Source organism: Acetobacterium wieringae, from assembly GCF_023700225.1.
Classification (GTDB): domain Bacteria; phylum Bacillota; class Clostridia; order Eubacteriales; family Eubacteriaceae; genus Acetobacterium; species Acetobacterium wieringae.
In genome coordinates this window covers 3553682-3566614 of the sequence record NZ_CP097897.1, presented here as the reverse complement: position 1 = coordinate 3566614, position 12933 = coordinate 3553682, and the positions used below count along the sequence as shown (strand labels likewise).

The 12933-nt window shown below is 43.4% G+C and carries 14 protein-coding genes; 11 read left to right on the top strand and 3 right to left on the bottom strand.

What is annotated here, in order from left to right; translation table 11 throughout:
* Positions 1 to 5: 5 nt before the first annotated feature.
* Together CHL1_RS17480 and CHL1_RS17475 are read left to right on the top strand one after the other, a co-directional pair.
* Positions 6 to 1124 carry a radical SAM protein gene (locus CHL1_RS17480; protein ID WP_250934203.1) on the top strand — a complete coding sequence of 373 codons (1119 nt, stop codon included), beginning with the start codon at positions 6 to 8 and terminating at the stop codon, positions 1122 to 1124.
* A 111-nt stretch (positions 1125 to 1235) separates the two neighbouring features.
* Entirely contained in the window at positions 1236 to 2183 is a 948-nt protein-coding gene (locus CHL1_RS17475) for an alpha/beta hydrolase (protein ID WP_250934202.1), read from the top strand.
* Between the two features lie 27 nt (positions 2184 to 2210).
* Here the strand turns inward: CHL1_RS17475 and CHL1_RS17470 are convergent, their stop codons facing one another.
* From CHL1_RS17470 to CHL1_RS17460, 3 genes are all read right to left on the bottom strand, one after another.
* Positions 2211 to 3053 (bottom strand): nitroreductase family protein, encoded by an 843-nt coding sequence (locus CHL1_RS17470; RefSeq protein WP_070370722.1) that lies wholly within the window; start codon positions 3051 to 3053, stop codon positions 2211 to 2213.
* A gap of 222 nt (positions 3054 to 3275) precedes the next feature.
* Positions 3276 to 4352 carry an alpha/beta fold hydrolase gene (locus tag CHL1_RS17465; RefSeq protein WP_250934201.1) on the bottom strand — a complete coding sequence of 359 codons (1077 nt, stop codon included), beginning with the start codon at positions 4350 to 4352 and terminating at the stop codon, positions 3276 to 3278.
* Positions 4342 to 4809 carry a helix-turn-helix domain-containing protein gene (locus tag CHL1_RS17460; protein WP_070370723.1) on the bottom strand — a complete coding sequence of 156 codons (468 nt, stop codon included), beginning with the start codon at positions 4807 to 4809 and terminating at the stop codon, positions 4342 to 4344. The genes CHL1_RS17465 and CHL1_RS17460 overlap by 11 nt, the downstream gene beginning before the upstream one ends.
* A 232-nt stretch (positions 4810 to 5041) precedes the next feature.
* Here CHL1_RS17460 and CHL1_RS17455 point away from each other — a divergent pair, with 232 nt between their 5' ends.
* The 9 genes from CHL1_RS17455 to CHL1_RS17415 all read left to right on the top strand — a co-directional run bounded on the left by CHL1_RS17455 (position 5042) and on the right by CHL1_RS17415 (position 12923).
* Positions 5042 to 5941 carry a helix-turn-helix domain-containing protein gene (locus CHL1_RS17455; protein WP_250934200.1) on the top strand — a complete coding sequence of 300 codons (900 nt, stop codon included), beginning with the start codon at positions 5042 to 5044 and terminating at the stop codon, positions 5939 to 5941.
* Complete coding sequence (locus tag CHL1_RS17450) at positions 5886 to 6065, top strand: hypothetical protein (protein ID WP_250934199.1); 180 nt, start codon at positions 5886 to 5888, stop codon at positions 6063 to 6065. The genes CHL1_RS17455 and CHL1_RS17450 overlap by 56 nt, the downstream gene beginning before the upstream one ends.
* An 84-nt stretch (positions 6066 to 6149) precedes the next feature.
* Positions 6150 to 6434, top strand: coding sequence for a transposase (locus CHL1_RS17445; protein ID WP_070370063.1), 285 nt, complete (start codon positions 6150 to 6152; stop codon positions 6432 to 6434).
* On the top strand, positions 6392 to 7345 hold the full coding sequence (locus CHL1_RS17440) for an IS3 family transposase (RefSeq protein WP_338076062.1): 954 nt from the start codon (positions 6392 to 6394) through the stop codon (positions 7343 to 7345). Before CHL1_RS17445 ends, CHL1_RS17440 begins: the two co-directional genes overlap by 43 nt.
* A gap of 56 nt (positions 7346 to 7401) precedes the next feature.
* Entirely contained in the window at positions 7402 to 9324 is a 1923-nt protein-coding gene (locus tag CHL1_RS17435; protein WP_250934198.1) for a HelD family protein, read from the top strand.
* Positions 9325 to 9555: 231 nt separating this feature from the next.
* Positions 9556 to 10122 (top strand): DUF4256 domain-containing protein, encoded by a 567-nt coding sequence (locus CHL1_RS17430; protein ID WP_084633554.1) that lies wholly within the window; start codon positions 9556 to 9558, stop codon positions 10120 to 10122.
* A 298-nt stretch (positions 10123 to 10420) separates the two neighbouring features.
* Positions 10421 to 11308, top strand: a complete 888-nt coding sequence (locus CHL1_RS17425) for a fructose bisphosphate aldolase (protein ID WP_250934197.1) — start codon at positions 10421 to 10423, stop codon at positions 11306 to 11308.
* Positions 11309 to 11963: 655 nt separating this feature from the next.
* Positions 11964 to 12416 (top strand): DUF3795 domain-containing protein, encoded by a 453-nt coding sequence (locus CHL1_RS17420; RefSeq protein ID WP_070370728.1) that lies wholly within the window; start codon positions 11964 to 11966, stop codon positions 12414 to 12416.
* Positions 12417 to 12923 carry a GNAT family N-acetyltransferase gene (locus CHL1_RS17415; RefSeq protein WP_228880006.1) on the top strand — a complete coding sequence of 169 codons (507 nt, stop codon included), beginning with the start codon at positions 12417 to 12419 and terminating at the stop codon, positions 12921 to 12923.
* The last annotated feature ends 10 nt before the right edge of the window (positions 12924 to 12933 follow it).

The window sequence follows — 12933 nt, the reverse complement described above, 5'->3', positions numbered from 1 at the left end:
ATAGTTTGAAAATATCAAAAAAAGATGCGTTGATGTGGTTTGAATTTTTTGCGATGTTGCCGGAAGATGAAGAACTGATGGCTAATCAGCAGGAAATTGTATATGCGACCTTTGCCCAGATTGAGGCGGCCATTGATCACCGTAACGCCAAACTGAAAAAAGACATAAAAAACCTGAAATCCCTGGAGCAGCGAACCCTTTATGTTGGGGAGGAAAGCAAGTTTCCTCAGGGCTGCCGTTCCTGCCTGCTGGGGACGGGTTTAAGTGCGATCCGCAAAACCAATAAATGCAATATCGAATGTAAATTTTGTTATAACTACGGCGAACTTGACGATATTGCCCCGGTGGGCGAAGGCTTGTGGGAAATTGGCGGCACTAAATTCTATGAAAAAGATCTTGATCTGCTGCTTTCGATCCAACAGCATCCTACCGGGATGGCCTACGTCTTCTTAGAGCCGTTTATGGAAATTGAATTGTATTATCCGGTGATTAAAAAATTCAGTGCAGCTGGCATTTATCAGCATCTTTACACCAATGGAACCTTGGCCACCGAAGAAACATTAAAGGCTTTGGGAGCTGCCGGTTTAAACGAGATCCGCTTTAATCTGGGGGCCTCCAATTGCTCCGATAAGGTGATTGAAATGATTGCGACGGCTAAAAAATACATTGCCAAGGTGGGGATCGAAACTCCGATGACCCCCGAATTTTTTGACGCCTTTTTCCAGAAAAAAGCCGCCATTTTGGGAACCGGACTTGATTTTATCAATTGCGCCGAGCTGCACCTGAATCCAAATAATATTGATAACTATATGGGTGAGTTGATGTATATTGCCCGCCGGGGTTATATCTCGCCGATTTGGAGTCGTGAGTTGACCTTGAAATTGATGGCCATTGCCGATACCGAAAACTGGGATCTGGTGGTTCATGATTGTTCAAATGATACCAAGTTTGCCAGAGGGTTAAACGTAAGCGGCAAAGCGGGTATGTGGTTTGGGGCCAGCAACTATTCCTGTGAATTTTCCCGGATTCCTTACACCTTTTTCCTGCCGATTTTGCGGGATGAGGGCTTTGAATTTCTGACTGAAGAAGAACTGCCGGCGGCTTATCGGCCGTTGACAATTTAAAAAGGGATAATCAAGTAGCGGTGAGTAGCTGAAAAATGAACTGTCAAAGACAGTTGGTAAAAGAAAAAGCGATGAAATTTGCAGCGCTGTATTGACCCAGGGGGAGAAAACGTGACCAAATACCCAATCCATCCGGATTTTAAAAAATATGAAAAAATCAAAACACCAATTCCCGAAAGATTGTTGCCGTTAATGAATGGGGTGATTGAACGAAGTTTCAATAAACGACCGCCGGAGCCAGGGGTTCGAGAAACCCGGATAATAATTGGTGGCTATCAAAATGAACCGGTGGAGCTGATTATTTATGAGCCGGAAGCGTCAGAGGAGCGGCTGCCCTGTCTGATTTATCTTCATGGTGGTGCCTTTGTATTGAAATCGGTCGCTTTTCATAAGCGGTTGATCTGTGACTACGCCAGCCATACTCCTTGCAAGGTGGTCTTTGTGGATTACCGGCTGGCACCCCAGCATCCGTTTCCGGTTGCGCTGGAGGATTGCTATGCTGCCCTTCACTGGGTCTATCAGAATGCCGCCGAAATTGGCATCGATCCCAGTCGAATAGGGGTCGGCGGGGACAGTGCCGGTGGCGCTCTGGCTGCCGGTCTGTGTCTGATGGCCCGGGATCGAAGGGCGCCGGCGCTTTGTTTTCAGATGCTGATTTATCCGGTTACGGATGCCCGGCTTAATACCCATTCGATGAAAGAATACATCGATACGCCACTATGGAATGCCAGGCAGAATGAAAAGATGTGGAAACTCTATTTAAAGGATGGTTGTTCATTGGAACGGGGCTATGCATCGCCGATGGAAGCTGCTTCGTTTGTCAATTTACCGCCAGCCTATGTAGAAGTGGCAGAGTTTGATTGTCTTAGGGATGAGGGCATTCTTTTTGCCGAGACCCTAAAAGAAAACGGAATTATGGCAGAATTGCACCAGACCAAAGGCACCATCCACGGCTTTGAAATCGCCGAAGACAGTGCAATTGTCAGACAAAGTCTTGATAAACGGGTTGAGGCCCTGAAAAAGGCTTTTTACCACAGTGAAATCGAGCTGAACCGATGATGCTGAAACAGGTTTGCTGCGGTCACATTATTCCCTGATCCACGAAAAGACGTATTCCAGGTGCTGCGGTAAGGTCAGTTCCGGCGCAGCAGTGGTGACAAAATGCCCGTTGATGTTGCCTTCCTGGGTGGCAAAATCAAAGTGGGCCGCAGCAATGCCCAAGTCAACCCGCTGGATATCGTAGGCAAAGGCCTTACTATAGCCCGGTTCTTTTGCCTCATAAAAATGACAGTTACCATCGAGTAAGACAATCCGCCAGGGCTGTTTATTGGAGGCCGATGGCCCTAACCGGACCATTTCCAGAGCAAAGGCCAGATCGCCAGCGGTTGCTTCGGTCAGTGGGGTCTGAAAATCATCCTTAAAAAACAATTGCGGCCAGTTTTTACGTTGATCGGCCTTGATTAGTTTACGCATTGCTTTTTCTTTAAAATGCTTGTGTTCGGCAGCGTAGCCATAGGGGCTGATAATCGGAAAAAGTTCACCGTCATCGATGTGCATTGCCGTAGAAAAACTGCGGCGGTCAAAGGTGCCCCCTAACCAGCAGCTGCCAAGACCCTGATCAGCCAGATAAAGAACCAGGGCTTCAAATTCATACCCCAGCGCTTCCAGTGCCATGGGTTCCGGGGTAATTGTTGCACCAATATAGTGACTAGCACCCTTGATGACCCCGTAGGTGCCAAGCTTTTGGCTGGTTTGGTTGGCTTTAATATCAAGGGTGTGAAAGGTGACAGTTGGGCCAAAAGGATTATGCAACGTCTTAATAAAAGCTGCAATGGCGCTTATTTTATCCGCTTCAATGACTCGTTCCTGATAATTTCGGACGCTATAGCGTTTTTTTACGGTTTCTTCAACTGGAAATTTAATCTTCATGATGATTCTCCTTCGAATAATGATCCATCCATAGGCGTTTGACAAACGGAATGCAGCATTTGCAGTACGTTCGTCATTGCCTGAAATACAAAACAGACAATATTTTAGACAATTATATTTTACACAACATAAATAGCGATTGTCAATGACAATCGCCGGTTTTTAAGCAGCAAGAAGTTCTGAATTTTTTAAGCCAGCCATCAGGTTGGTTAGGAGGGCAAATTATTTTGTTTTGTCCTGCAGTTTTTTTAATGCAGAAATAAAAAAGTCGGGATGTTCATAGTGGATGTCATGGCCGGACTTAATGGTCATGGTTTCGCAATTGGAGAGGCAAGCCTGAACCTTTTCGGCATCGGCATCGCTATTGGCGGCATACAAAACGCCATCCTGACCGTAATTCGTTTCGGCTTTGAGATAAATCGTCGGACTTGGAATCGCTTTTAGCAGGGTTTCCTGATCGATCCCATGCATCCATGAACCGTCGTAAAAGGCTTCGCCAAAGGCCAGATCATAATGATCAATGGTGTTCATTAACCGCATCCAGGAATAGGGAATCCAGAAAATTCGGGGCCCCTGGTCGGGGTGCTCTTGGCGGAATGTTTCGACGGCTAGAACCACCCGTTCTTTCAGACCACCAAAAAGGGACGTCATGTAACCATTTTTAAAATAGTATACAACAAAATCGGTTTCCTCTGTTTGGTTTAGAAAGCTGTGAATGGTCATAAAGGTATCTTTCCAGGCGAAGCAGCCAGCACCTTCTTGCATTTCCGCTGGCGTGACGGAAAAGAGCGGGGGATCTTCAAGAACCAGGCCGCTAACCCGTGTGGGTGCGTTGGCGCCTAGCCAGGCCGCCAGAATACCGCCAGAAGAATGACCGGATACGAAGCATTTTTCACCGATGACATGATCCATAAACCAGATTAGCGCTTGGCCATTTACCGCGCAGGAATAAAGCGCCGGATCATGACTGGATTGACCGTGGCCAAAGCAATCCACTGCAAAGACATGATAGTTCTTCGACAATTTAGGCAGAACTGCCGCATAATCCTCCCAGGATACGCCTTGACCGTGGATTAACAGCAGAGCGGGGCCGTTATCTGGGCCCTCACCATAATTAATAACCGAACCACTATCAAGCGTGACTGTTTGCTCGGTAAAGCCGGCGGCGAGGGTTTGTTTGAGATAGTGATCATCGATCGGATGTAAGTTGCTGTAAAAAAAATAACCAAGGGCAACGGCAATGCCGATTACCACAAATACCAGAACAATCAGGGCTAGTTGCATTTTTTTAATCTTCACTTTCGTTGTCCTTCGCGGTTTGATCGGCATTGTTCAAACTTTGTTTGACAAATTCAAACTGACTGATGAATTGATTGGTATCAATCAGGGCCAGACCGCCCTGATTTTCATCACCTAAAATCATCAGACTATCGCCGGGGTTGATCTGGAAGATGTCCCGGGCTTTTTTGGGGATGACGATTTGTCCGCGTTCACCGACAATCACCGTGCCAAAAACGTGTTTGCCTTTTGGCGGTAGGGGTACGCCAACTGTTTCAATACCGTTGACGAGGGTATCAAGGGAAATGTTATAAAGCGCTGCCAGGGCAATGCATTTATTCATATCCGGTAAGCTTTCACCGTTTTCCCATTTAGCAACGGATTGTCGGGATACCGCAATCTTTTCGGCCACATCTTCCTGCGTGTACTGATGGGTTTTTCGCAGAGTCTGTAAATTCATACTAATCATATTTTTCATATTATCACCACCTGTGCCTATTTTAACAGCTTTTGGCAACGACATCCATCAATTGATGTTAACATAATGGTGCAAAAAATGTCAGCTTTGGTTGCTTTATGGAACATCGTCACGTTATATCCATAATAGAAAACAACGGGTGAGAATAATCAGTGATAAAAGATAGCAAGAATGGTCAAAACAAAACGTTCAAAATCTGATAAAATATCTAAGGAAAAATAAGGAGGGTGATGTGGATAAGAACAGTATCGCAAAAATTTCAGCAGTAATTCAATTTATCGAAACGCATTTAACGGAGAAAATGGATTTAAATCGTGTCGCAACGGCGGTTCATTACTCAAAATATCATCTGCATCGAGTCTTTGCGAGTATGGTGGGCTTAACGATCCATGACTATGTTCAGCGCCGCCGGCTGACGGAAGCAGCATGGTTATTGGTTTTTTCTAGTAAACCGATTATTGATATTGCCGCAGTGGGCGGATATGAAAGTCAGCAGGCCTTTACACATATTTTTACCGCAATGTATAAGCAATCACCTAATAAATATCGGGAAAACGAAAAGTTTTACCCCTTGCAATTAAGATTCAGAGTAGAAGGTAATTATGGAATGCTCCACAGCAAAGAGCTACCCAAATGGCACATTACCCTTGCAACCGAAGACGATATTGCTTGTTGGATGGATTTAGTCCGGCTTATTATAGATGGCTTTCCTTATTTAGATGAGGAGGAGTACGCCATGGAATTAAAACTGCGGATCAGAAGTAAGCAGGCGCTGATCTTAAAAGATGATGACATTGCGGTGGGAGTCATGTTGTTCTCTTCTGAAACCGGCAACATTGATTTTATGGGCACACATCCGTTTTATCGGAATAAAGGGATACCCAAGGCATTTCTTGATAAGGTGATGAGAGAGCTGATTAGTAGAAATGAAATTAGTATTACTACCTACAGAGCGGGAGATAAAGCGGATACCGGACATCGCAGTGCCATTAAAAGCTTAGGCTTTATGGAAGCGGAGTTGCTTACGGAGTTTGATTATCCGACACAGCGCTTTGTTTTAACAAGGGAGGTTGCAGATGACAAATCAAAAACGAAACACCGGGCACAAAGAAAAGATCTCAGACACCATTGACTTGATCCCATTTCCTGATGAAATTGCGCATCTTAAGCGCATCAACAATAAAATCGACACTGCTTTACAACAAGCAAATGCGAACGTTGACCGTATCGACAAAGAGTATATGGTGCTAGAATAAAAATAGTACAAATCGAAATGAGAAAATCCAAAATTAATAAAAACATGGTACGATAAAAGAATCGTACTGAAGGAGGATCTCATTATGGCAAAACAACATGATAAACAATTCAAACTGGATGCAGTCCGGTACTATGAAGAACACAAGGAACTCGGTCTGCGTGGATGCGCTGAAAATCTCGGCGTTGGTTACAGCACGCTGGGAAAATGGAGCAAGGAACTTCAGGACAGCGGCAGTATTGAATGTCGTGGTTCAGGTAATTATGCATCGGATGAAAGTAAAGAAATCGCGCGTTTAAAACGCGAGTTGCGTGATACCCAAGATGCATTGGATGTCCTAAAAAAGGCCATCGGCATTCTGGGAAAATAACCGAAGCGATTTATGTTGAGATTGCTAAAAAGGCGGAAGCTGCTCATCACGAGAAGCGCCGGGTTTCCGTCTCCGGAATGCTGCAAAAACTGGGTGTATCACGAACCGGGTATCGATCATGGATTAACAGAAAACCATCGAATACCCAAAAACGACAGGAAGTTCTTAAAACCAAAATTGAGACCATTTATAACGACTCAAAGCAAAATTATGGAGCTCCGAAAATCACCGAAAAATTGAAACAGAGCGGTGAAATAATTGCTGAGCGGACTGTCGGCAAATACATGAAACAAATGGGTATCAAAGCTCAATGGATCAAACCTTATACGATCACGACTAAAGATTCTGACTTCAGTAAAAAACTCAGAAATATTCTTGACGAACAATTTAATCCCGAACGCCCCAATGCTGTCTGGTGCAGCGATATTACCTATATTTGGACAATGGACGGATTTTTTTATCTAACCAGTATCATGGATTTGTATTCTCGAAAAATCATTGCCTGGACGCTGTCAAAAACAATGGAAGTTTCCTGTGTAATCGACACTGTTAATAAAGCTAAAAGCCGTCGAAATCTCGATGCGCCATTGATCATTCACAGTGACCGCGGCAGTCAGTTCGTTTCAAAAGAATACCAGAAGGCAACGGCAAAAATGCAGCGAAGTTATTCTAAAAAGGCATATCCCTGGGATAATGCCTGCATTGAATCCTTTCATGCCATTATTAAACGTGAATGGCTCAATCGCTTTAAAATCCTTGATTATAACCATGCTTACCGGCTGATCTTTGAGTATCTGGAAACCTTTTATAATACAACTCGAATCCACAGTCATTGTAATTATATGTCGCCGAATAATTTTGAAAAACTTTTTACTAAAACACAAAATGAAAATTTACAAATAGCAGGTTAAAATGTGGGTGTCAAATTCTCATTTTAATTTGTACTAAATCTTGACATAGGACCAATATGGCTGCGAAACGCTACATGGCGGACTATCGTGGCGAGATTGACCCCCATGAGATGTTTCAGAATGAATTGGCGCTGAAGCAAATTGACAGAACTGGCGCTTTTTCGGTCGGAAGATGGGAGAAGTTAGCCAAGCTGAAAGAGTCCCCCTATTTTGCCCGCATCGATTTTCAGACAAGTGAAAGCCCAGTCGCAACAAAGCATTACATTGGTCGTTTCGCATTTAGTCATGAGAACGAACTTTTAATCATTGACTGGCGCGCCCCCTTTGCCAGCATGTTCTATGACTACGAGCTTGGTTTGGCGGGATATGATGCCCCAATGGGTAGAATTGAGGGAAAGTTGACGCGCAAGCGCCAGTTCAAAGTAAAAAACGGGATCTTGGAATATGCTCTGGAAAGCGCAGTTAACATTCACGATGATGTTTTACAGCGGGAACTTTCCCACACCTCAGATGAAAAGATGAAATCCATTATCGCCACCATTCAAAAAGAGCAGAATAAAATCATCCGCAATGAAAAAGCCGGTACAATCATTATTCAAGGCGTGGCTGGTTCCGGTAAAACCGCTATTGCCCTACATCGAATTGCTTTTTTACTCTATCGTTTCAAGGAGAAACTGGAAGCAAGAAACATAATGATTCTTTCGCCCAACAAGGTCTTTAGCGATTACATATCCTCCGTTTTACCGGAGCTGGGTGAGGAGCCCATCGATGAACAGAGTTTTATGGACATTGCCAAAGATTATTTAGAAGGCATCATTGCCTTTGAAGCAGATAAAGACCCGTTGGAAACGGAAGATGCAAAATGGGCAGCACGGGTGGGCTTCAAGTCAACACTGGATTTTGTAAAGCAGCTGGATCAATATTTACAGGAACTTCCTGCCATGATTTTTGAGTTTGGCGATTATTCCTGCGGGCACTTTGTAGCAACGGCGGATTCGATACAGAGGCGCTTTTATGGCTATCAAGATTATCCCATCAAAAAGCGGCTGCGTCTGATTGCCAAGGATATCCATGATTGTTTTGAAGCCGACAATTTTAGAGGTGAAGAAATACCCCAACCGAGAGTCATTCTGAAAAGCTTGATGGCGATGCTGAAAGTCAAAAATAGTCTGTCATTATATCGGGGTTTTTACCAGTGGTTAGGTTTGCCGGAGATGCTTGAGTTGCCGGCTAGGAAGACCCTGGAATGGGCAGATGTATACCCATTTATGTATCTTCACGCAGCATTTGAGGGATTTTCGGAAAGCAAAGTCATTAAGCATTTGGTCATTGATGAAATGCAGGATTATACGCCCATACAATACGCCGTTATCAACCGCCTCTTTCCCTGCCAAAAAACAATTTTAGGAGATTATGGACAGCTGATCAACCCCAATCATCAGCATACGATAGCAGATATACAGCAGCTTTACAGCGATGTACAGCTAGTGGAGTTGACAAAGAGCTATCGCTCAACCTACGAAATTATCGCTTTTGCCAAGGGAATCCAGCCGGTGGATCGATTAGAGCCGGTGGAACGCCATGGGGAGGCCCCGATAATGGTAGCATGCAGCGACAAAAATGATGAGATAACTAAAATAAAACAGTTGCTTGATGCCTTTCTCCAAAGCGGAAATGCTTCACTTGGAATCATTTTGAAAACAAACAGCGCGGCGCTAGTCTTTCATAAGTTACTCGCAGAAGATTACCAAATCCAGTTAATTTCGCCTGATAGCACCAGCTTTACCAATGGCATCTCAGTCACCTCGATTCAGATGTCGAAAGGCCTAGAGTTTGATGAGGTGATTGTTCCAGAGGTAAACTGCGACACTTACCAGAATACAAATGACCGCAGCCTGCTTTATATCGCCGCAACACGAGCGATGCACCGACTGACGCTGCTGTATTGGGGAGAATCATCCCGCTTTCTTCTGCACTAGAAAGAAGCCTAGACAGAATATACACTTGTAATGGAGGGATTCGCTTATCAGTTAAATTAAAATGGAATAGGAAAGGTGGGAAAGAAATGAAATGTTGCATTGTAATGGCCAGAATAGATCTGAAAATTTGTTAAACGATTAGGAGGATTTGAAATGTCTATTCCGGGAAAAACTGAATGTCGACATGGTGTTTTATATAGAAAAAATTAGTAATTTGAAGGAGGTTTCATGATGAAAAATGTAATAAAAGAATTGCCCTCAGAACAGCGTGAAAAGCTACTCAACCTTTTGAGTCTCCGTTTTGAGAAAAATATGAACCGTCATCCAGGTCTAACTTGGGCTGAGATTCAGGAAAAACTGGAAGTTAAACCAGAAAAGCTTTGGTCACTCAATGAAATGGAAGAAACCGGCGGTGAACCGGATGTAGTCGGCTATGATCAGGATGCGAAGGAATACATTTTTTATGATTGCTCTGAAGAAAGTCCAAAAGGCCGTAGAAATGTTTGTTACGACCGTGAAGGGTTGGATTCACGGAAAGAACATAAGCCGGAAAATAGCGCCATTGATATGGCAACCGCCATGGACATTGAGCTATTAACTGAAGAACAATACCGGGAATTACAGAAACTGGGGAGTTTTGATACGAAAACGTCAAGCTGGCTAAAAACACCGGTTGAGATCAGAAAACATGGTGGTGCGCTTTTTGGCGATCGTCGTTATGATCACGTTTTTGTCTATCACAACAGCGCACCTTCTTATTATGGGGTAAGAGGCTTTCGTGGGATGCTAAGAGTCTGACTTTGAACAGATGGTTTCCGAAGAAACGGATTTATGGGCATGAGCATCACAAAAACATTTGCCGAGGCAGTTTATATAGTGCAAAAAAATCGACATATATTCTTATAATGAAAATATTTAATGGTGACTAAATAAGAGTAACTTATTGCATCTTTCAAAAACCCTAGAAACAAGCGTCCTTGCGGGATCAAATAAATCCCTTGAAAAATTCTTTTGTAAAAAATATTTCAAAAGTGGTTCCAAAAGCCTTCGAAAGGTGTATAATACATTTGAGCATAAAATAAGCGGAGGTGTATTGATGAATATGTTACAGTTGGAACGGATGAAAAATGACAACGGTTTTATTGCCGCCCTGGATCAAAGCGGAGGCAGCACACCAAAAGCGCTGGCAATTTATGGCATTCCCAAAGAAGCTTATGCGGATGAAGCTGAGATGTTTCAAATGGTCCATGAAATGCGATCACGAATAATGAAAAGTTCTGCCTTTACCAAAGAGCGAATTCTGGCAGCGATCCTGTTTGAAAAAACAATGGATTTAAAAGTGGATGACAAGTATAGTGCCGATTATCTTTGGGATGTTAAAGGAATCGTACCGATATTAAAAGTGGATAAAGGTCTACTGGATTTGGAAAATGGCGTTCAGTTAATGAAGCCGATTACTGATCTTGAAGCCCTGCTGGCCCGGGCCAAAGAACGGCATATCTTTGGAACCAAAATGCGGTCCGTTATCAAAGAAGCCAATCTAACCGGCATTAAAGCCATTGTTGATCAACAATTTGAAGTCGGGCGAGCCATCGTGGCGGCCGGTTTTATTCCAATTCTGGAGCCGGAAGTGGATATTCATACTCCCAACAAGGCAGAAGCGGAAGCGATTCTCAAGCAGGAAATTCTTGAACATCTGAAAGCGCTGGAGCCAAGTTGTCAGATCATGTTTAAGCTGACCATTCCCGACGTTGATAATTTTTATCAGGAGGTAATTGCCCATCCGAATGTCGTTAGAACGGTTGCCTTATCCGGCGGGTATTCCCGGGAAGAGTCCAACATCAAACTGACTAAAAATCCGAAACTGATTGCCAGTTTCTCAAGAGCTCTGACCGAAGGTCTCAATGTTGGTCAGAGTGATGCAGAATTTGACAAGGTATTAGATGAATCGATCCAATCGATTTATGAAGCTTCGATTAAATAGATGACGGGATTCTGAATTATCAGTGATAAGAGAGCGTAGTGTAACACGCTCTTTTTTTGATCGATTTAAAAAGCAAAAAGGACGTTTTGTTTGTCAGCTCAGAAACAACATGTTACAATAAATAAACAATCGGTAGTCGTTGTTTATGTGTAAAAGCCAAACAGCGAAGATGTGACAAAAAAACAAAACTGGAGGCTGAAGATGAATGATCTGTTGCTATTATGTGGCGCTATGCTTATCGTCGTGTATTTGATCATATTATCGAGGACAATAAAAAATATTGAGCCATCAATTAGACTGTCAAATGCCTTTGTGGCAGTGGCCTGTTTATTGATCTGTTTTTCACATTCGGGTTATATAAATTTTATCATGCTGCCGTGGGAAATCATTAGTATCAGGACCGTTTTTTTTAATTTTGGACTGGTTGCTTTCCTGGTCGGACTGTTTATCATGTTTGTCGAACTGCTTAAAGATCCATTGTTTAAGTATTCACCATATGTTGTTATCGTTGGCCTAAGTTTATTGACGATGTATGCCAAAATTGCCATACCATTCGGCTGATAGCCATTGGCATTTAGTTTGCTTCAAATGATTTCATGTTTACAAGGCAATGTTTTATAGAAAATTGTGCGATGAATAATGAGAGGTGTTCGTGATGGAAGAAAACCTGATTGCCCCCTGCGGTATGAATTGCAGCTTATGTGTCGCCTATCAAATGAAAAAGTATGATTTAAAAAAACAGGGTTTTAATCGGAAATACTGCCCCGGCTGTATTCCAAGGGGTGAAAACTGCACCCATATGGGTGACAGCTGTGAGCTTTTAAAAAATGGGCAGGTTCGTTTTTGTTATGAATGTCGTGATTTCCCCTGTAAGCGCCTAAAGGGCCTTGATAAGCGTTATCGGACCAAATATCATATGAGTATGATTGAAAACCTGAAGGCGCTGCAGAAAAATGGAATGGCGGCGTTTCTAAAAAGCGAAACAAAGCGGTGGGCATGTCCTAAATGTGGGGAACCAATTTGCTGTCATAATGGGCTCTGTCTGCAGTGTGATCTTGAGACTTTGCGAAAAAATAAACGCTACCGCTGGAATGAGGAGGAAAGATAATTGAAAACAACTCTACGCAAATGGAAAATGACAGATGCGGAGCCACTTTCAGAGATGCTAAACAACCCGAAAATTCTGGCGAATCTACGGGACGGCTTACCCTATCCCTATACCATTGACGATGCAAAAGGATATATAAAGGCCATGCTGGATGCCGATCAGGATCAAATCTTTGCATATGCCGTTACCGATGGAAATCGGGTCATTGGCAGCATGGGGGTGTTTCGCAAAGAAAACATCCATTTTCGAACTGCCGAACTGGGGTATTACATCGCCGAACCCGATTGGGGTCAGGGACATGGAACCCGGGCGGTTAAACAGATCTGTGAACTGATTTTTGAAACAACCGATATCATCCGGATTTTTGCGGAACCTTTTGTCCGAAACCTTGGATCATGCCGCATTCTTGAAAAAGCTGGCTTCCAGCCGGAGGGAATCCTCAGAAAGAATGCTGTCAAAAATGGTCAGATAGAGGATATGAAACTCTATGCGTTAATTCGGGAATAACAACAAAACA